The following is an 18,255-nucleotide window of genomic DNA, read 5'->3' as shown; positions in this document are numbered from 1 at the left end:
ACCACGCCACTCTGGAAACTCAGACCATGGCAGCGTAACTATCCGAAATCAGCCTCCGGCAAACCCGGCGGGGTTCACCGCGGCGTTCAATAGCGAGCTTCAGAACATTGGCAAAAAGTCACTCCCGAAAAGCGCGGGTGAAGAAGATGGTCAGCGGTTCGGTCAGATAGTCGATGGGGGTACGGTCACGGGTGCGGAGGTAGGCTTCGACCGGCATTCCTGGTAGCAGAGCCTGCTCGCCCAGCTTGTTCAACTCGGCATCGAGCGGCAGAACTTCGGCAGTATAAAATGATAGCCCGGTCGCTTGGTCTTCCAAAACGTCAGCTGATATTCTTGTGACTTGGCCACGAATTTCAGGCATGCGACGCTGATCGAATGCAGGAAAGCGCAATTCGGCCTCCTGACCCTGGTAGATCTCGTCTATATGGATCGCCTCGATCCGGGTGGACACCACGAGAGGTTGATCTTGGGGTATGATATAAAGTAACGGCTCGGCAGCTTGAACCACGGCCTCAACGGCAAAAACCGACATTCCGTAAACAATGCCTGCGACAGGCGCCCGTATCTCGAGGCGTGACAGGCTGTCGTTCAAAACGATCAGTCGTTCGGCAAGTTCAATCTCCCTGAACTCGAGATCCCGGAGCTGCGTCACGGCATCTTCGCGCCGCCGGGTTTCCAGTTGGAGGGCAGTGATCTCGTTGCTGGTGACCTCGCCACGGAGCGCCCCAAGCTCAGCCTCCAGTTGTCCGATCTGGCCTTGGAGGCCCGCGTGTTCGCGTCGAAGCTCGCTTACCCGCCCGGCTTGAGAGAGTTGCTGCTCTAGAAGGCGCTCTTGGCTTTGCTGCTCGGCAAGCACCAACTCTGCCTGAACCCTGAGTGCGGAAATCTGGGCTCTTATACCGAGGATCCGACTTTCGATCTGATCGTTTTGTTTCGCAAGAAGGCTGCGCTCCTGCTCGATCGCTTCCCGGCGGGCATGAAACAACGTCGCTTCGCCCTGCATGATCTGCTCGAGTCCTGGTGGGTTCGCAGCTCCTTCCCGACTCAATTGCGAAAAATCGATGGTCTTCGCATTGTCCCGTTCGGCGATCAGCCGAGCCTTGCGTGCCCCGATTTCGAGAAGTTGACGCTCGACGATGCTTCTCTCGGATTTAAGGCGGCGTCCATCCAGCCGTATCAGAACCTCGCCTTTTCTGACGGCATCGCTGTTCTTGACTAGGATTTCGTCGATAACGCCGCCTTGCGGGTGCTGCACGACCTGGCGGTTGCTTTCAACCTGGACGATCCCTTGGGCAATCACGGCGCCGGCCAGTGTCGTGCCGAAGGACCAGGCTCCGAGCCCTGCAACCAGCAGCACAAGCGCTGTAATACCCGACCAAAGGGGAAACCTTCCCGACCACCGCGCGGCTCGTTCTGGCGTTTCCGTCCGGTATTCCGCTTTGCCTCGCGTTCTGTTCGACCGCTTCATGGGACGACCTTCTGTCCAAGAGACTCACGTAATGGCCGCACATTAGATACCGTCCGCTCGAGAACTTCGTCGCGTGGGCCCAGTGCCATGATCGTGCCCTTGTTGAGGACCATGAGCCGATCGCATTCGGCAATGGCCTGCGGCCGATGCGTCAGCACCATCAAGATCTTCTTCCGTTCCTTCAATTCTCTCACAGCCGAATTGAGCGCAGCCGAACCATCAGCGTCGAGCATCGAATTAGGCTCATCGAGGATTACGAGTACCGGGTCGCCATAGAGTGCCCGGGCTAGAGCGATACGCTGGCGCTGCCCGCCAGAGAGGAGGTTCTCCGCACCATTCAGGTGCGTGTCATAACCGTTGGGCAATTGCATGATCATATCATTGGCATTCGCGCGGCGCGCTGCGTCGATGATCATCGCGTCGTCGGCTGCGTCCGACATGCGCGCAATATTCTGGGCGATCGTGCCGGAAAACAGGGTCACTGTCTGCGGAAGGTAGCCGATATGCTGGCCGAGACTGTCCGGATCGTACTGGTCCAGCGTTGCGCCGCCAAGCCTGACCTCGCCTGCGGCGATCGGCCAGAAACCTGCAAGAGCCCTGGCAAGGCTGGATTTCCCGGAACCGCTGCGTCCTATCACGCCCAGAGCGTGACCGGGCTCTAGGGAAAATGAGATGTTGCGCAAGACCGGCACACGCTCGCCGGGCGGCACGATGGTCAGTCCGACCGCCGTGAGTTTCGCTTTTGGCGTCGGCAACGCAGTACGGGGCGCCAGGACCGGAACGGCGTGCAGATACTTGCCTAGCGACCGCCAGCCAGACCGTCCGCGCTGAAGCACCGGCCAGCGCCCCATCGCCTGTTCGACCGGTGCCAACGCTCTGCCGAGGAGGATGGAGCCTGCTATCATCGCGCCGGGTGTCATCTGACCCAGCAACACGAAGTAGGCCCCGGCGCCCAGCATGGCCGATTGCAGGAATAGCCGGAAGGACTTGGTGAAGGCAGAAAATACGCCGGTCCAGTCATTTGCCGATATGGTGGCCTCGAGAGCCGTGTCGCGCAGAGCGAGGTAACGATCTTGCATGCTACGACGCAGACCCTGGCTGAGAAGTACCTCACGCCCGTTGCGGGCCTCCTCGGCAAAACTTTGCGCGGCTTCGGTGCTGGACTGGGCCTCGCGCACTCGGCGCGACGTAAGTATCTGGTTGAGAAGTGCGGTCAACACGATGATCGCCCCCCCGACCACGGCCAGCCACCCGAGCATCGGGTGGAACAGGAAGATCGCCGCGATGAAGATCGGCGTCCATGGAATGTCCATCAGCGACAGAAGGACCGGCGATGTGAAAAGATCGCGCACTGCGTCAAGATCACGCTGAGCGCCCGTTGCCACGAGGCGCTCCCGCGGGTCGACCGAGCGACGTAACGTTGCTTCGAACACACGGATATCGAGCGCGCTCTGAAAGCGGGCGCCGACCCGCGCCATGATCCTGCCGCGGGCATAATCGAGCACGCCCATGAATGCGTAAAGCGCCGCAACGAGAACCGTCAATGCCACGAGCGTTTCGACAGATCTCGAGGCGAGCACCCTGTCATAGACCTGCAGCATGTAAAGCGGCCCGGTCAGCATCAGCAGGTTGACGAAGATCGAGAATATGAAGGCCCAAACGAGAAGGGCGCGTCCAAGGTTTCGCGCCCTCCGAAGCTCGTCCACGCCTGCCTGTTCCACTCGTGCCATGTGCGGCCCTGTTCCCTTTGTGTCACCGGACGATATTGGGCCGGCCCTCGGCGGTTCCGGCCTCACCGTTCCTCCCTCGTAACACTACATGGAAAATGGAAACAGACTGTTTGCACCCAAGGAGAAGGCGGCTGTCAACTGCGCGGCGCTCTCTTGCCGTGACGATACGCGTTCAGCACCACGCCCAGTACGTTGGTGTGCTCACCGATCTCGCGCTCGCATGTGTCGAACTGGCCATATTGCGTCGTATCCGCCCGGATCACGATCAACGCGCAGTCCGCATTCTTCAAAAAGGCCCGCGTCTCGTCGTTCACGAGCACCGAAGGCAGGTCGAAGATCATCAGATCCGGCTCGTACTCCGCTTCGATCTGATCGAGCGTTTCGGCGGTTTTCTCGGCCAGGAGGAGCCTTGTCGGGTCCGCGATCTGGCCGCGTGCCATGGACACCGCCACATTGTCACCAATCCTCAAGCCCTGGCTGGCGAAATCGGTCTTGCCGGTCAGCAACTCGTCGATGCCGTTCGGGGGCGTGAACTCGAAGAAGCGATGAATCGAGGGCGCGCGCAGATCCAGATCGAAGAGCATCGCCCGCAGATCATTTTGACGGCCAAGACCAAGAGCCATGTTGCAAGCCGTGGTCGTTTTGCCCGAGAACGGCATGGGAGAGGTGATCGCGAGCCGTTTCCAACCATGCTGGCGCATCTGCAGCAGCACCTTGGTGCGCAGGATATCGAAAGGGGCCGCTGCCTCAGAGGCGGCGTGCGTGACAACGCGACGCGATTTCAGGTGTCGGGGATCTACTTCTAGCCTGTCAAGGGCGTTCCACCTTCTGTCCAACGCGTCCTTGGCTTGATCTGGCTCCGGAAGCGTCGAGACCGGTCGCGTAGTACGCGTTTCAAGCTCCCGGACCTTGCGCGCGCGCTCCAGCGCTGCCTGCAGCTTTTCCATTGCCTCTCCGTTACCCCAGACCTGCGCGGTCTAGCGCTTTCTGAACGATCAGCTCGAGTGGCTGATAATAAGTGTCGATATACCAAAGCCCCGAAGGCACCCCGGCCAGCACGATGAGAAGTGCCAGAACCAAGCCGCCTTGCCGAGCGAGCCGGTGGCCGCGGCTTTCCATGTACGGAATGGTGGCAATCGGGGTGATGTTGAATTGGGCGGTTAGTTCGGCGGGCCGGCGCACCGTGCGATTGAGCGCCTCCAGCATCAGAAAATAGCCACCCGCCAGCGCCAATCCAACAGCCAGGCCCATTATGGCGATACGCGGACGGTCCGGTCCGGTTGGCACACGTGGCACGTTGGCGTTCTCGATAACAGTGATACGCTGGCCCTGCGAGGTGGTTTCGATTCGCTCGCTCATTTGCGCTTGGTTAAGATTGTTTATCGCGGCGTTATAGCGAGCCTGAAGGTTCTCGTAGTCCCGTTCCAGCGCGGCGAGCTCGATGCCATTGACAGAGCTGCGTGCAATCGCCTCCTGAAGGGCATCAAGCTCGGTACGTGTCGCCGCCTCCTCAGCGCGAAGCGCCTCCAGCCGGGTGTCGATCTCCGCGATCGTCGCGTTGAACAGCAATTCTTGGGGCGATGAAGCCTCTTCACCATCCGTCGACAAGCGGCTGGCCTTCTGTGCCGCGACGACCGATTCAAGCCGCTTGATTCGATCCTGAACTCGCAGCACCCGTGGATTGCTCTCGGAATATGTGGATAGCAGATTCTGAAGCTCACCCTGGGCGATGATGAGCTGCTCCTCCTCACGTGTGCGAAAGGTCTGGCCGGAATTTGGACGCACCCTTCCAGTGGTTTCGAAGATTTGGGTCAACTCGCGTTTCTGCGACTCGGCTGCGCTTATATCGCGTTCGATCCGTCCCAGCCGCTCCTGAAGTAGCGTCTGACGACCCAATCGGTAACTTTGGTCTTCAGGCAATGCATCGGCGTTTCGGGATTTGAAAGCGGTGATGGCGGCGCTCTGCCTGTCGAGGTCCTCACCCAGACGTTGCACTTCCTGCTGGAAGAACTGCAACGTGCGTCCAACGCGTTCCGTGCGGCTGGATGTGCTGGCCTCAAGAACAAGGGTAACGTACTCGTTGACCACATCCGCTGCGATCTGCGGGTTGCTCGCCTCAAATTCAATTGTCAGCGTCGTCGCTTCATTGCGCCCCGCGTTGCGGCGGATCGAGGTGTATTGCCTCATCCGGGACACGACCTCGTCGGGTTCCATCTCTCGGATGGAGTCGAAGACCGAAAAGCGGTTCGCGATATCGATCAAGTTTGCCCTGGTCATCAGGCGTTGCTGCACGATGTCAAGCTGCTCGATCGCATCCGTCTGCGCGGTGGATGCGACCATGCGTTCGGGAATTTCCGGGGCCTCAACCAGAAGCCGCGCCGAGGCCGTATAGGTATCTGGCAGCTTGATCGCCGTAACAACGCCAAGGCCTGCGCAGACGAGGATGAACAGCAACATGACCGGCAGACGGCGCAAGAAGATCGCCCAGTAGAACCGAAGATCGAGATTCATTCGGCCGCTCTTTTCTGTGGTGGTGCTCCGCCCGTCGACGGGTCTGAGGGTGAGATGGGTTTCAGTATCAAGCCGTCGCGTATCAACTCCGAGACGACTCGGGCATCGACCTGCGGCGCTTCCGTGCTTGCTGCGTACACGAGGGCGAGATCGCAGAGCTTGTTGATCATACGCGGGATACCCTCTGCCTCCTTGTAAATCTGTGCAAGGGCGTCATCCGATATCTCGTCGCCCCGCCCGCCGACATGTTGCATCCGGTGACGGACGTAGTCCCGCGCGGTCGCGAGATCCATAGCCTCAAGGTGGTAGACTGCCGTGACCCTCTGCGCAAACTGTCGTAGCCAGGGCTGCCTGATGAGATCGCGAAGTTCAGGTTGCCCGACCAGAATGATCTGCAGCAACTCGTCCTTGCCCGAGTTGATATTGGTCAGCATGCGCAGCTCCTCGAGTGTCTCGCCCCCAAGGTTCTGCGCTTCGTCCACGATAAGGACCACATGACGCCCGGCGGCGTACTCCTGCACGACAAAATCCTGAAACATCTGGAAAAGAGTAACGTAGTCGGCCTGATGATCGCAGCGTATGTCCAGCGCGTTGAGAACCCAGCGCAGAAGATCACCGCGATCACCTCGCGCGTTGGACAGCAGACCCACCGTCAGGTCAGCCTCCGTCCTGCGCAGCAGTTCGTGGACCAGCGTGGTCTTGCCAGTGCCAACCTCGCCGGTGACCACGGTCAATGGCGCACGCGTCACGAGACCGTATTCCAGGACCGCGAAGGCACGTTTATGGCTCGGCGACCAAAACAGGAAGTCGGGATCCGGTGACAGGCTGAAGGGCCGGTCCCGGAACCCGAAGTGCTCATTGTAAAGCGCCGCGCTCATTCAAACAGTGTCCAAAAACCTGCTCGTCATCTATGAAGTGGCATGCGGGATCTCAACAGTCGATACGGCGTTAAAGTGTTTAGAAGGCGTGATTAAGGCAAAAACGGATCGCGTCTGACATGCGAACACACCGCAGCTGCCTTTCTTGCAGAGTCAGATGGCGGCGCGAGTGGCTTGCGCAAGACAAGGCTGAGTATGTCGGCCAGTATCGGCGCCTCCCTACGCGCGGAAACATTGGCTTGCTCCGCTGGAGTGGTCAAGATTGCAATTTGGCGCATGCGAGGTCCGAACGCTACGGTTGGGGTGGTTGCCAAAGTGACTCTGGAGGGCCGAGCCGATCGCTTCGCGAGCTTCGGGGTCGGTGTTCGATAGCCCAGTCTGTTCGCGGCGGGTGGGTCGCGCGCGAGCCGCCATGATATTTGCCCGGAGGTGTCCCTCTCCGTGGCATTTGATCCTCGGGAATGACGTGTTGCATCGTCGTGTTGTGTTTCGGCCACGCGTTGGCACAAAGGCGCGATGATCCTGGTGACGAACCGAAGGTCACCCTCAGGCTATGTTACGTTCCGAAAATAACGGGCGTCACTTCAAAAGTGCCGGCACAGGCATGGGCGCGCCCCGAGGCAGTAAAGAGCGGTCAAATGCGAAAAGTCCAGGTTTTGTGGGCTGTCCTCCTCCTGTCGGCGTGCGGGACGGCGCCAGTCTTCACGCCGCCCGAAATGGAGTTGCCCGACAGCTATCAGCGTCTGGCTCCCGTCTCCAAGGCTAGCGCCGAGGATTTGCGCTGGTGGCAGCATTTCAACGACCCCCTGATGGATCGACTGGTCGATGCGGCGCTTGCGGAAAACCTCTCGCTTGCGCAAGCCCGCGCAAGATTGGCCGAGGCGGAGGCGCTGGCGCGCCGGGATGGCGTGCTCCTTGACGGGGATGCAGACCTGACGACCACTGGGTCTTCGATATCTTCGGCCAGCGATACCACGCTGGGTGTAGGTATGCGCGTCAATCTGGCCGGCGAGAAGCGTCGGCGGGCCGAAGGCGCGGCGCGGCGGCTCGAAGCCGCGCGCTTCGGGACCGTCGAGGCGCGCCGAACCGTCTTGGCGGAGTTGGGCATTGCCTACGCCGATTTGCGATTCGCCCAGGCGAGCCTCGCGGCGAGAGAACAGGATCTGGCATCGCGCCAACGCACGGTAACAGACGTTCAACGTCTTCTGGACGCGGGCGAGGCCACGCGTCTCGACGTGCTGAGGGCGCAGTCCCTGGTCAGCGAGACCCGGGCACAAATTCCAGTCCTTCAGGCCGATGTCGTGCGCCAGCGTAACCGGATTTCGACGCTGCTTGGCGTTCCCGTGGGCAGCCTGCCCCTGGATCTCGGGTATCGCGGCCAGCAGCCCGCGCCCTCCATGCGTATCGCAGAAAGCGTTCCGGCCGATCTCCTGCGGGCGCGCCCGGATATCCGGCGGGCGGAACGGCTTTACGCCGCGGCGATCTCCGATCTGGGTGCGGCCGAGGCCGCACGATACCCCAGCCTTTCGCTGCGCGGCGACATCACCTTTCCGCACAACGGTGGGGCCGTCAGCGAAAGCCTGATCGGGGGGCTGATCGTGCCGTTGTTCGACCAGCCTGCCCTGGCCGCCGCGGTGGACGCCGCAGAGGCGAAGGTCCGGCAGGCTTATCTCGATTGGCGCAGCCTCGTGCTCGCGGCCGTGGAAGAGGTCGAGAACGCACAGGCGGGCCTACAGGCGTCGATCGCGGCGCAGCACGAGGCGCTTAAGCTTGTCGGGATCAACAGCCAGGCGCTCAGCCTGTCGCGCGATCTTCTGACGAAGCGCGGTCAGATCACGGTTCTGGACGTCCTTGACCGGGAGAGGGCGCTGGCCGATGCGCGCTTGCAGCAGGCCCGCACCCTGCGCGACGTCGCGGTCGACTACATCGTCCTGCAAGCGGTGCTGGGCCAGGGGCACGAAGCCGGCGCGGATTGAATATCCGGGCGACTTCAATGAGACGCTTCACGGCCTGCCCGGCCGCGGGCCTGCTCAGCAGGGTGGCGCCGTGTCGAGCCCACGCAGCCTAGAACGTGAAGTGGAACTCGTCCCGGACCAGGAGCGCGTCGGTCGAGGCGCACGCGGGCTCGGACGGCGGCGGCGGTGATGCGCCGGGCCGTGGCATCTCTTCAGGGCGCCTTTCTACAGGGTTCGCCGCGCGGAAGAGATGCATCAGACCCTCGCGCGTTCCGCGCAGGGCCGCCGGCACTTCCGCCGGGGTCTGTCTGTCAAAGCGGCTCTGCGGGTCCATGATCGCCTCGATCTCCAACTGCATCGGCATCGTTGCCGTTAAAAATGGCGATAAAGAGGCGCCCTCGTCCCGAATGGCGGGTGCGGCGCGCCACATTTTGACCTTTTTCGTCCGACAGGCTGACAAACTTGGCGCCGGGGCGGTGTGCAGGCTTCCTGCCGCGACGGCGCGATCGAAGGCCGGCCGTGCCGGCAGATTCGGGAGGGATGGACCAGTGGCGCGATCCGTTTCGATGCAGCCGACGCCAAAGGGCCGCCACGATTTGAACGTGGCATGATGTGCGTGGCGTTCCTTCTTGGCGGTGTTGCCGGGGCGGTCCTAGCCCTGGCCATCGTCCTGTTGACCGGGGCGGGATGGGGCACCGGCATCGCGGTCTATTTCCTGACGGGTCTCGCCGTGCCGCTTCTGATGTCGGGGATCGGGCTGCTGCGGAGCGCGCACGCCGCGCGGCTGCGCCGCAACGGCCCCGTGGGAAATGCCGGGTCGGGCGGAAAGCCGGACTGCGCGCCGTCGCTCGCGCCGGCCACCTTTTCGACCCGTCGATGAGGGCGCCCCGCCGGAGGCCGCGCGGGCCGGGCCCCGGGTTGAAGACCCCGAAACACGAAAACGGCGCGGGACAGGACCCGCGCCCGTTTTTCTTCAGCTCCGACCGGCGAGGGTCGGGGAGACCCCTTCGAGGTCAGCTCGCCTTGCGGCGGCGACGCGCCACGAGCCCGAGGCCACCAAGGGCGGATAGAAGCATCCAGCCGGCAGCGGGCAGGGGGATGACCGGAGCTTCACCGCGACCATAGAGCTCTACGTTGCTCACGTCTCTCGCCTCTCCGTTTTCTTTGTCCAGCAGTGGCGAAAACCATTCTCCGCTCGTACCGTTCAAGATGTATCCGACGAAAGCAGCCGGATCAGTGTTACCGTCACCACCAGCCGCACTGTCGGAACCAGCTTTGAAGACCATCATGAACTCGCCATACAGGCTGGTTGCTGCGTCAAAGAGCTTCCACTTTCCACTAAGGCTGTCATTTCCTAAGACTGCAAAATTAGTATTACTTCCCAGCGGCTCGAATTTCCCAAGTGTATTCCACCCGCCCGTTGCGCCGTTGATCTCGACACCGTTTAGCTCGTCCAGCTTGTCACCAGATCCATCACTGAGACCCTCCAGCGAAAAGCACGATGTCGTTGGCTCGACGTTGTTCGTCACATCGAACGAATTACCATTTCCGCTCGTGCCAAAGCAGTCGCCCAATCCTACAAGTGAAGCTGAGGCGTCCTTCGCTCCACCGATCAGGACCACAGTGAATACTGCCGCGGCGCCGATCACCGCCAGAATTTTCTTAAATCCGAACATCTCACGTATCCCCCAACTTGTCCGAGAGGAGATCATACCCGGTGTCGGATACCGTGCACGCCAGCGTAACGTGGCGTAGCCTCTCGAACGCTCCACAATGATGCCTTAATTTTGCCGCGAGTCAAATTATAACGCGTGTTCTGTTGTCTTGCGCAACCCGAAGGCGGGCGAGGTTCGGTGCTCGGGCGCCGAAAGACACGCCAGGGTTGTCGCTTCAATGCATCCGGCAACGCGAATCGCCCAGGATGTGCCCGGCATCGACGGGGCGCCCCATGTGTCGGATTTGCGCAGTTGGCGCGGGCCGGGCTGCCGCGGATGCTGGAGCGGAAATAATTCCTTCAAAATCGGGCAATTGTTCCCAGACGGTGGACTGGAGCAGGGCAACACCTCGCCCGGGGTCTTCAGGCCGCGCGATTCCTGTTCTCAATCGTGCCGCGTCGCACCGCAGGACGGCTCGACACCGTGCAACGCCGTGCAACGCGCTGCCTCGAGGCGCGCGCCGCCGATTCGCGCTGTCGAGCTGTCTGGTGGTGCGCGGGGGCGGCAATCGTCGTTGAACGGCGATTCACACCATTCCTGCGGGCGTTTATACCGCCAATGGTTGCCAATCGCGCAAAGATCGCCCGCTGCGCACGCCTTTTAATAAGATTTCGTAACAAATGCGGCTAAAACTTGTCAGAATCTGGACACGTCGTTATCGTTCAACGTCGTGGGGGCAGGTAACGTGAACCAGTCAGGTCTCGCCGGCGGGCTGCAAGAACCGGTGGTGCGATCGTTGCGAGGAAGGGTCGGGGTCTCCGACAAGCTGCCATGACAATCCAGTTGACCACACTTTACAAGGACAGTTCGGGCGCGCCCGTCGCTACCGGCCGCGATGCCGCGGGCTTCCGGCTGTATCGCGACAGCCTGAAGCGGTTTCTCGACATGGCTCTCGTGCTCGTGTCGGCGCCGGTCGTCGTTCCCGTCATAGGCGCGCTGGCCCTTCTGGTGGCGCTGCAGGGCGGAAGGCCCTTCTACAGCCAGCTTCGGGTCGGGCGAAATGGCAGGATATTTAGGATCTGGAAGCTGCGCACCATGGTGCGCGACGCAGATGCAAGGCTGGAGGCTCACCTGGTGGCGGACGCGGACGCCCGCGAGGAATGGGAGAGTATGCAGAAGCTGAAGGATGACCCTCGCATCACGCCGCTTGGGCGTATCCTGCGCAAGGGGTCGCTGGACGAGCTTCCGCAACTGTTGAACGTCCTTACAGGGTCGATGTCCCTGGTCGGGCCGCGCCCGATGATGGTGGAGCAGCAGGCGCTTTACAGCGGATCGGCCTATTACGGGCTGCGTCCGGGTATCACGGGCCCTTGGCAGATTTCGGATCGCAACGCATGCTCGTTCGCCGGACGGGTGCAATACGATGAAAGCTATGACCGGGACCTGTCCCTGTGGACGGATCTGCGCATTCTGGCCAAGACGGTCGTTGTCGTCATGCGGGGCACCGGCTGCTGAGCTCTCGCGCCCGTGCTGCCTCTGCGCGGGGCGAACGGCGTCGGCGATTGCCTGCCCTGATACCGATGGCTCCGGCGCCGGAAATTTTCTATACTGGTATTAAGGCGACTCTTTCCGTCCGGCCTCCTGTTGGAGCTACGCTCGGAGGCGCATCCAAAAGATATATTAGGAACTTCGATCTGTGCCCAATCAAAGAACATTGACGGTTTTCGCGTTCCTGCTGGTGACGATGCTTGGCCTGACAGGGTGCAAGACGGCAGCGGAACGCGCCGAAGAACATTTCCAGTCGGCCATCACCCTCGCCGAGGAAGGCGATTACGATCGCGCGGTCGTATCCTTGCGCAATGTCTTCCAGCTGGATGCCAGCCACCAGGAAGCCCGCCGCCTGATGGCCGAGATCATGCTTGAAGAGCGCGGCAACCGGCAGGCGGCCTACAGCCATTATCTGCGTCTCGCCGAGCAGTATCCCGAAGACCTGGACGCGCGAATCGCTCTGGCGCGGATCGCTTTCTCCGCTACGGACTGGGAAGAACTGGAGCGTCACGGTGCAAGCGCAGAGGCGTTGGCCCCCGAGGACCCGCGCGTCGTCCCCCTGGCCGTCGCCCGCGGCTATCGCGCCGCCCTGATCTCGGACGATCTGCCTGCCGCCGAGGATCACGCGCAACGCGCAAGATCCCTGTTGGAAGAGGATCCGGACGATCAGATCCTGCGCAATATCGTGATCGATCAACTCCTGAGAAACGGCGAGCTGGAAACCGCGCTTGAGGATATCGATCATCTGCTCGAACTGGACCCCGCCAACCCGCTCTACAATCAGCAGCGTCTCAACGTGCTTGCACAGCTGGGCGACATGCAGGAGATCGAAGCGCATCTGCGGAACATGATCGAACGATTTCCCGAAAACGCCGATTACAAGGCTGCACTGCTGCGGTTCCACCTTTCACGCGATGATCTGGACAAGGCCGAGAATTTTCTTCGTGATCTCGCCGATGCGGCCGAAAATGATCCTGTACGGAAGGTCGACCTGATCCGATTCCTGTCGGAATACCGATCGATCGCGGCCGCGAAGGCCGAAATCGCCGAAATGCTCGACGGCGTCGACGATCCTCTTCCTTTCCTGATGATCGACGCGGGGCTCGATTTCGCGTCCGGCCAGCGCGAAGACGCATTGGCCACCCTCGAGCGCGCCGTAGACGCCCATGCGGATTCGCCCCGGATTCTCGAGGCGAGGGTCGCCCTGGCTCGGATGCTTCTCGACATGGGCAATGACGTCGGCGCCCGCTCCGAGGTCGAGGAAGTTCTCTCGGAGGATCCGGAGCAACCTGAGGCGCTCAAGATGCGCGCCCGATGGCTTATCCAGTCGGATCAGACCGATGCCGCAATCGCCGCACTACGCACGGCACTCGACCGCAGCCCTGACGACGCGCAGGCCATGACGCTGATGGCCGATGCCTACACCCGAAGCGGTCGGCCGGAACTCGCGCGCGAATTCCTGTCGCTGGCAGTCGAGGCTTCTGGCAATGCACCGGAAGAAACCGTCCGCTATGCGCGGGTCTTGATGGCAGATGAAAGCTATCTGCCAGCGGAGGATCTTCTGATCACGTCTCTGCGGCTGAATGCCGACCACCCGGACCTGCTTGTCACCCTGGGGCGGGTTTACCTGGAGATGCAGGATTTTGGTCGGGCCCAGCAGGTGGCGGACACGCTGCGCCGGCTTGATACCGCGGCAACCCGTTCGGCAGCGAACGCGATCGAGGCGGAACGTATCAATCGCCAGAGCGGTCGAGACGAGGCGATCGCCTATCTCGAGGATATTGCCTCATCCGCCGGCACCGACTTCGCCGCGAGGATCGCACTGCTGCGTGCCCGGCTGGCTGCCGGTGACGCGGCTGCCGCGCTTCAGTTGGCGCGCGAAATGGCCGCCGAAAACCCCGAAAGCGACGACCTGCGCTTCATCCTCGCCACGACGGAGGCTCTCGACGGAAACCTCGACACGGCCGAGGGTATCTACCGCGACCTGCTGGCGGAAGATCCACGCCGCGCGCGGATCTGGCTGGATCTCAGCCGGCTGCAGCAACGCAAGGGCGAGAGGGATGCCGCAAAGGCGGTGGTCGCCGAGGGTCTGGAGCACATGCCCTCCGATCCCTCCCTTCTGTGGGCGCAAGCGTCCTTCCTTGAACAGGACGGTGATTTCGACGGTGCGATCGAGATCTACGAAGGTCTTTACGCGATGAACTCGGACGCGCTCGTGGTGGCCAACAACCTTGCCAGCCTGCTGTCGACCTATCGCGACGACGAGGAAAGCCTCGAACGGGCGTGGACCGTGGCGCGTCGCTTCCGCGACACTGATATTCCGGCGGTGCAGGATACCTATGGCTGGATTTTGCAGCGCCGGGGCTCGAGCGAGGAGGCCTTGCCTTACCTCGAGGCCGCAGCCGCCGGCCTGCCCGATGATCCCCTTGTCAATTACCACCTCGGCCAGACCTATCTGTCGCTGGAACGGATGGACGAGGCGCTGGAACGGTTCCGGCGCGCGGTGCAGGTGGCGGGGCCAGGCGACACACGTCCACAGATCGAGGCCGCACGAGCACAGATCTCAGCTTTGCTGGATGCACAAAAGACCGGGGAGGCCGCCGAGTGACCACAAGGTGCCGCTCTCGGCGTGCCAATTCTGCCCCGCTTGCAAGAAAGGTTTCAGTCTGACCCTTTTCGCATAGGATCATCGTGGCAAAGTCGGCACGACGTTGCAAAAGTTGCGAATCCAGAAAGCGGGACCGACATGGCGATCCTTCAAAGACTCATGCTGGCGCTCGCCGTGACCCTGTTCGCAGGCATGGCCTTGGCGCAATCTGAATATCGGGTGCGCTCCGGCGACACGCTGGCGGTGGAGGTTCTGGAAGATACCAGCCTCAATCGAAGCGTGGTTGTGCTGCCCGATGGCCGCATCAGTTTTCCCTTCGCGGGCACGATCGAGGTTGCCGGCCGCACAGTCGGACAGATCGAAGCGGCGATCACCTCTGGCATCGCGGGGAACTTCGCCAGGGAACCAAACGTCTTCGTCTCGGTCCAGCCGGCCGAGCGGATCGCGACCGGGCCTGCCGCAGCAATGCCAACGATCAAGATCTATTTCATGGGCGAAGTGAACAGTCCGGGCTTGAAAGAGGTCGAACCGGGTACCACGCTTTTGCAGGCGCTGGCGCAGAGCGGAGGGCTGACGCGCTTTGCCGCAACGAAGCGGGTCCAGATGCGCAGAACCGACCCCCGGACCGGTCGGCAATCGGTTTCCGTGATAGATTACAGGGCTCTCTCGAACGGAGCCGCATTGATGAACGATTTCCGAGTTCAGGACGGGGACGTGATCCTGGTGCCCGAGCGCCGTCTTTTTGAATAAACCATGATCGCGCGGACTGTATACCTTGCTGCGGTGCTTCTGGCGACCGCAGCGCTTGCAGCCGACCGGGTCACCGCGCAGGAAGGCGGCCTCCGCGGCAGCCTGACTTTGACGCCGGGCCTTCAATACGACGATGACACTCTGAGCGCGCGGCTTGGACTGGCCGCACGCTTGCAGAGCGAGACACGGACGCAGCGCCTCAGCCTGTCTTTCGACGGCGCGCTCGATAGCGCGGAGACGTCCGGCCAGCTCAACGGGCTCCGCGACCCGCGCCTTTCCCTGGCCTACGAGATCGACAACCGGAACGCGGCATTCGGGGCGGATGTTTCGTATCGCCGGAGCGAGGTCGACTCGTTGTTCCTCGAGGGCGATCCCGACGACGAGCTTCTCGTCTTAGATGAAGGACAGCGCGAGGATATCCGTGTCGGCACAAGGCTCAGCTTCGGCCGCGAGGCGCCGTTCGGCGGCACGCTGGATCTGAGCTATCGCGAGCAGAGATACATCGACACGGCCGACCCGACGCTTCTGGACGAGAAAAGCTTGAGCGCAGGCCTCTCACTGCGCTTTTCGATCGATCGCCGGTTGACCACGACCGTGACGGCCCGGCTGTCCGAAACCGACGTCGCCGGATCGGGGGCCGATCAGCGCAGCGAAAGTTTCACTCTTGGGGCCGAACTTGCCGTGAACGCGTCCCTGCTCACCTCGGCACGCATCGGCGGCAGTCGTGTCACCGATACGATCGGCGGGGTCGACGTGGTCCAGTCCGGGCTCACCTACGGTTTTGCGGCGGTAAGGGACTTGCCGGACGGAATGCTTTCCGCAGAGGTCGATTCCTCCATCACGGCGGCAGAGCGGCTGACGAAGGCCCGGGTGGAACGCGAGATCGATCTGCCACGCGGGGCGCTCAGTCTGGGGGCCGGCCTGGGAAAGATCGGAAGCGATGAGGCGCAGGCACTGTTCAGCCTCGCATGGGAACAAGAGACATCGGCGGCAACCCTCGGTCTCTCGCTGGATCGCGACCTCGTCGTCAACCGGGACGGCGACAGCGCCGTCGACAGCAGGCTCCGCCTGTCGTGGAACCGGGAACTGGACAGCCTTTCAAGGCTTGGCGCGAGCCTGAACTGGCGTGAAACCGAGCGCCTGGATCCCGGAACGCGTGACGCCCGGCAGGCCAGCATCACGATCAGCTGGGGGCGCGATTTGACACGCGACTGGGCCATTCGTTCCAGCTACACGCATCGCTGGACCCGGGAAACCGGGAGCGCCGATCGTACGGAGGAGAGCGTGTTCATAGGTCTTGAGCGGACCTTTCAATGGCGCCCCTGACGCGGGGGGCTGCTGTCAGTCTCTGGGGATTGATCGCGCTCTGTTCGGCCATCGAGTTCGCTCTTGTCCTGTCGGACCAGGGTGTGCTGGGGCAGGCGCGTCTGCGCCGCCTCGCTTATGATTACGCAGGCTTCTGGCCCGGACTTCTAGGCAGTTGGCAGCCGAATTATCCCTGGCAACCCTGGGCGATGTTCCTGACCTACGGGTTCGTGCACGCGGGACCGGCCCATCTGGCGGTCAACATGGTGACCCTGTGGTCGCTGGGCCGCGCCGTGCTGGAGCGGGTCGGCGTGCGCGGTTTCGCGGCGCTCTATCTCGTCACTGTTTTCGGAGGGGCCGCGAGCTTTGCGCTGCTGGCCCCCGGGTTACGCCCGATGGTGGGCGCGTCGGGCGCACTCTTCGGGCTGATCGGCGGGTTGCTCGCCTGGGCCTATGTGGACCGCTTCACCTACGATGAAGGGCTCTGGCCTGTCGCCCGCGCGGTGCTGTTCCTTGTCGCGTTGAACCTTGTCCTGTGGTGGGCGATGCGGGGGCAGCTCGCATGGGAAACCCATCTGGGCGGCTTCGTCACTGGCTGGGTCGCGGCGTTGCTGATCGATCCGAGGGCCCGCGAGGCGTGATGGCAAAGCCCAGACGGCGCCGTGACGTCGAAAACTGCATCAGCTCGCCGCGAAGGCAAGCAAGGTCTCGCGCCGGCGGTCGGCGACCTTGTCCCACGTATAAAACGCGGCACCGGCGAGTGCGCGCTCACCGAGGTCGATGCGCAGTTGCGCGTCGTCATGCAAGCGCCTCAATGCATCGGTCAGGGCCTCTACATCGGCAGGGGGCACCATGAGCGCCGTGACTTCTTCCTGCGCGATCAAACCTCCACCCATCTGCGTTACGACCAGTGGCAGACCATGCGCAGCCGCCTCGTAGGCGACTTGCGGGTCACCCTCTTCCAGGGATGGAAAAACGAAGACGTCCGCCTCCCGATAAACCGCGTTGATGTCGGAGACATGCCCCAGAAAGCGGACGTTCTGCGGAATCTGGCCAAAGAGACGATCGCGGCACTCTGTCTTGTCGATGTGTTTTTCGATAGCGCCTGCGATCCAAAGCTCGCCCGGTAGCGCCGCCTGGCGCCAGGCCTCGATAAGGACATGTGCCCCTTTGCGAATTCCGACCGACCCGACGAAAAGATATCGAAGCGGACGATCCGCAGCCCTGGCGGACCGGGACGGCATGTCAGAAGGCGCGTAGCTCCCGTAACTCGTGCGCGCAACGAGCGGCGCGTCGGCCGTCGTCTCGCGGATCGATGTTTCGACAAGAGGCCCGGGCGCGAAGATCAGATCGGCCAGCGCAACACGAGCAGCCTCGTGGTGCAGGGTCGCGTCGGTAAACTGTGGATACCGGGGGGCGCCGATCCGGTCGCATTCTGCGTCGAGCAGACGTTTGGCATAGGCGACATGCGTGTTGATGAACTCGAGCACGATGCGCCCGCCGCGCTTGCGAGCGGCCTCTATCGCTTCGAGCGGGGCTCCGGGCCAGCAATAGCACAGGTCGCCCGGCCGAACGGCAGCGACAGCCTGCGCCATGCTTCGCCTTTTCAGGAACGGCGCCAAGCGCTTCAGGGAGGCAAGGCGCCGCTTGATCGGATCGGGCAGAGCCATGGGCAGGGCTGGCACCATGATGCCCGCCGAATCCACCTTGGGGCAGGCCGCCGCGTGAACCTGAACGGCAAGTCCCTGAGACGGCCAGTGCGAGCAGATCCTGTAACAGGTCTCGGGCGGGCCGGCTCCCCAGAACGTCATCGGGTAGAAAACATGAACGCGGGGGGATACCATGGA

Annotated in this window: 15 protein-coding genes; 7 read left to right on the top strand and 8 right to left on the bottom strand. The window is 62.3% G+C overall.

Features of this window, described 5'->3' with window-relative positions:
* Window positions 1–118: 118 nt before the first annotated feature.
* From AB6A69_RS10350 to AB6A69_RS10330, 5 genes are all read right to left on the bottom strand, one after another.
* Entirely contained in the window at window positions 119–1,468 is a 1,350-nt protein-coding gene (locus AB6A69_RS10350) for an HlyD family type I secretion periplasmic adaptor subunit (RefSeq protein ID WP_371060700.1), read from the bottom strand.
* The gene (locus AB6A69_RS10345; protein ID WP_371060699.1) at window positions 1,465–3,198 is read right to left on the bottom strand and encodes a type I secretion system permease/ATPase; all 1,734 of its coding nucleotides are present in this window, start codon (window positions 3,196–3,198) and stop codon (window positions 1,465–1,467) included. Before AB6A69_RS10345 ends, AB6A69_RS10350 begins: the two co-directional genes overlap by 4 nt.
* A gap of 134 nt (window positions 3,199–3,332) precedes the next feature.
* A complete protein-coding gene (locus tag AB6A69_RS10340; RefSeq protein WP_371060698.1) occupies window positions 3,333–4,145 on the bottom strand; it encodes a CpsD/CapB family tyrosine-protein kinase in 813 nt (270 codons plus the stop codon).
* A gap of 10 nt (window positions 4,146–4,155) precedes the next feature.
* On the bottom strand, window positions 4,156–5,709 hold the full coding sequence (locus AB6A69_RS10335) for a GumC family protein (RefSeq protein ID WP_371060697.1): 1,554 nt from the start codon (window positions 5,707–5,709) through the stop codon (window positions 4,156–4,158).
* Window positions 5,706–6,587: an ExeA family protein gene (locus AB6A69_RS10330; RefSeq protein ID WP_371060696.1), complete on the bottom strand. Its 882-nt coding sequence runs from the start codon at window positions 6,585–6,587 to the stop codon at window positions 5,706–5,708. Before AB6A69_RS10330 ends, AB6A69_RS10335 begins: the two co-directional genes overlap by 4 nt.
* A gap of 638 nt (window positions 6,588–7,225) precedes the next feature.
* Between AB6A69_RS10330 and AB6A69_RS10325 the strand changes: the two genes are divergently transcribed.
* Entirely contained in the window at window positions 7,226–8,563 is a 1,338-nt protein-coding gene (locus AB6A69_RS10325) for an efflux transporter outer membrane subunit (protein WP_371060695.1), read from the top strand.
* An 88-nt stretch (window positions 8,564–8,651) separates the two neighbouring features.
* Here the strand turns inward: AB6A69_RS10325 and AB6A69_RS10320 are convergent, their stop codons facing one another.
* Window positions 8,652–8,906, bottom strand: a complete 255-nt coding sequence (locus tag AB6A69_RS10320) for a hypothetical protein (protein WP_371060694.1) — start codon at window positions 8,904–8,906, stop codon at window positions 8,652–8,654.
* 246 nt (window positions 8,907–9,152) lie between these two features.
* Here AB6A69_RS10320 and AB6A69_RS10315 point away from each other — a divergent pair, with 246 nt between their 5' ends.
* Entirely contained in the window at window positions 9,153–9,422 is a 270-nt protein-coding gene (locus tag AB6A69_RS10315; RefSeq protein ID WP_371060693.1) for a hypothetical protein, read from the top strand.
* Window positions 9,423–9,555: 133 nt separating this feature from the next.
* Here the strand turns inward: AB6A69_RS10315 and AB6A69_RS10310 are convergent, their stop codons facing one another.
* Window positions 9,556–10,218, bottom strand: coding sequence for a VPLPA-CTERM sorting domain-containing protein (locus AB6A69_RS10310; protein ID WP_371060692.1), 663 nt, complete (start codon window positions 10,216–10,218; stop codon window positions 9,556–9,558).
* Between the two features lie 810 nt (window positions 10,219–11,028).
* Between AB6A69_RS10310 and AB6A69_RS10305 the strand changes: the two genes are divergently transcribed.
* The 5 genes from AB6A69_RS10305 to AB6A69_RS10285 all read left to right on the top strand — a co-directional run bounded on the left by AB6A69_RS10305 (window position 11,029) and on the right by AB6A69_RS10285 (window position 17,049).
* Window positions 11,029–11,712 carry a sugar transferase gene (locus tag AB6A69_RS10305; RefSeq protein WP_371060691.1) on the top strand — a complete coding sequence of 228 codons (684 nt, stop codon included), beginning with the start codon at window positions 11,029–11,031 and terminating at the stop codon, window positions 11,710–11,712.
* A 199-nt stretch (window positions 11,713–11,911) separates the two neighbouring features.
* The gene (locus tag AB6A69_RS10300; protein ID WP_371060690.1) at window positions 11,912–14,353 is read left to right on the top strand and encodes a tetratricopeptide repeat protein; all 2,442 of its coding nucleotides are present in this window, start codon (window positions 11,912–11,914) and stop codon (window positions 14,351–14,353) included.
* Window positions 14,354–14,491: 138 nt separating this feature from the next.
* Entirely contained in the window at window positions 14,492–15,103 is a 612-nt protein-coding gene (locus AB6A69_RS10295) for a polysaccharide biosynthesis/export family protein (protein ID WP_371060689.1), read from the top strand.
* A gap of 3 nt (window positions 15,104–15,106) precedes the next feature.
* Window positions 15,107–16,429: a hypothetical protein gene (locus AB6A69_RS10290; RefSeq protein WP_371060688.1), complete on the top strand. Its 1,323-nt coding sequence runs from the start codon at window positions 15,107–15,109 to the stop codon at window positions 16,427–16,429.
* Complete coding sequence (locus tag AB6A69_RS10285; protein WP_371060687.1) at window positions 16,417–17,049, top strand: rhomboid family intramembrane serine protease; 633 nt, start codon at window positions 16,417–16,419, stop codon at window positions 17,047–17,049. The genes AB6A69_RS10290 and AB6A69_RS10285 overlap by 13 nt, the downstream gene beginning before the upstream one ends.
* 39 nt (window positions 17,050–17,088) lie before the next feature.
* Here the strand turns inward: AB6A69_RS10285 and AB6A69_RS10280 are convergent, their stop codons facing one another.
* Window positions 17,089–18,219 (bottom strand): glycosyltransferase, encoded by a 1,131-nt coding sequence (locus AB6A69_RS10280; RefSeq protein ID WP_371060686.1) that lies wholly within the window; start codon window positions 18,217–18,219, stop codon window positions 17,089–17,091.
* Window positions 18,220–18,255: the final 36 nt, after the last annotated feature.

The sequence above is a fragment of the Rhodosalinus sp. 5P4 genome (genome assembly GCF_041365695.1).
In the GTDB taxonomy this organism is placed as follows: Bacteria; Pseudomonadota; Alphaproteobacteria; order Rhodobacterales; family Rhodobacteraceae; genus Rhodosalinus.
This window is presented reverse-complemented; position numbering and strand designations above follow the sequence as displayed.

Excerpts from the sequence above, each read along its gene's own strand:
- AB6A69_RS10350 (WP_371060700.1), bottom strand. The coding sequence starts at position 1,468 with ATGAAGCGGTCGAACAGAACGCGAGGCAAAGCGGAATACCGGACGGAA.
- AB6A69_RS10345 (WP_371060699.1), bottom strand. The coding sequence starts at position 3,198 with ATGGCACGAGTGGAACAGGCAGGCGTGGACGAGCTTCGGAGGGCGCGA.
- AB6A69_RS10340 (WP_371060698.1), bottom strand. The coding sequence starts at position 4,145 with ATGGAAAAGCTGCAGGCAGCGCTGGAGCGCGCGCGCAAGGTCCGGGAG.
- AB6A69_RS10335 (WP_371060697.1), bottom strand. The coding sequence starts at position 5,709 with ATGAATCTCGATCTTCGGTTCTACTGGGCGATCTTCTTGCGCCGTCTG.
- AB6A69_RS10330 (WP_371060696.1), bottom strand. The coding sequence starts at position 6,587 with ATGAGCGCGGCGCTTTACAATGAGCACTTCGGGTTCCGGGACCGGCCC.
- AB6A69_RS10325 (WP_371060695.1), top strand. The coding sequence starts at position 7,226 with ATGCGAAAAGTCCAGGTTTTGTGGGCTGTCCTCCTCCTGTCGGCGTGC.
- AB6A69_RS10320 (WP_371060694.1), bottom strand. The coding sequence starts at position 8,906 with ATGCCGATGCAGTTGGAGATCGAGGCGATCATGGACCCGCAGAGCCGC.
- AB6A69_RS10315 (WP_371060693.1), top strand. The coding sequence starts at position 9,153 with ATGTGCGTGGCGTTCCTTCTTGGCGGTGTTGCCGGGGCGGTCCTAGCC.
- AB6A69_RS10310 (WP_371060692.1), bottom strand. The coding sequence starts at position 10,218 with ATGTTCGGATTTAAGAAAATTCTGGCGGTGATCGGCGCCGCGGCAGTA.
- AB6A69_RS10305 (WP_371060691.1), top strand. The coding sequence starts at position 11,029 with ATGACAATCCAGTTGACCACACTTTACAAGGACAGTTCGGGCGCGCCC.
- AB6A69_RS10295 (WP_371060689.1), top strand. The coding sequence starts at position 14,492 with ATGGCGATCCTTCAAAGACTCATGCTGGCGCTCGCCGTGACCCTGTTC.
- AB6A69_RS10290 (WP_371060688.1), top strand. The coding sequence starts at position 15,107 with ATGATCGCGCGGACTGTATACCTTGCTGCGGTGCTTCTGGCGACCGCA.
- AB6A69_RS10285 (WP_371060687.1), top strand. The coding sequence starts at position 16,417 with ATGGCGCCCCTGACGCGGGGGGCTGCTGTCAGTCTCTGGGGATTGATC.
- AB6A69_RS10280 (WP_371060686.1), bottom strand. The coding sequence starts at position 18,219 with ATGACGTTCTGGGGAGCCGGCCCGCCCGAGACCTGTTACAGGATCTGC.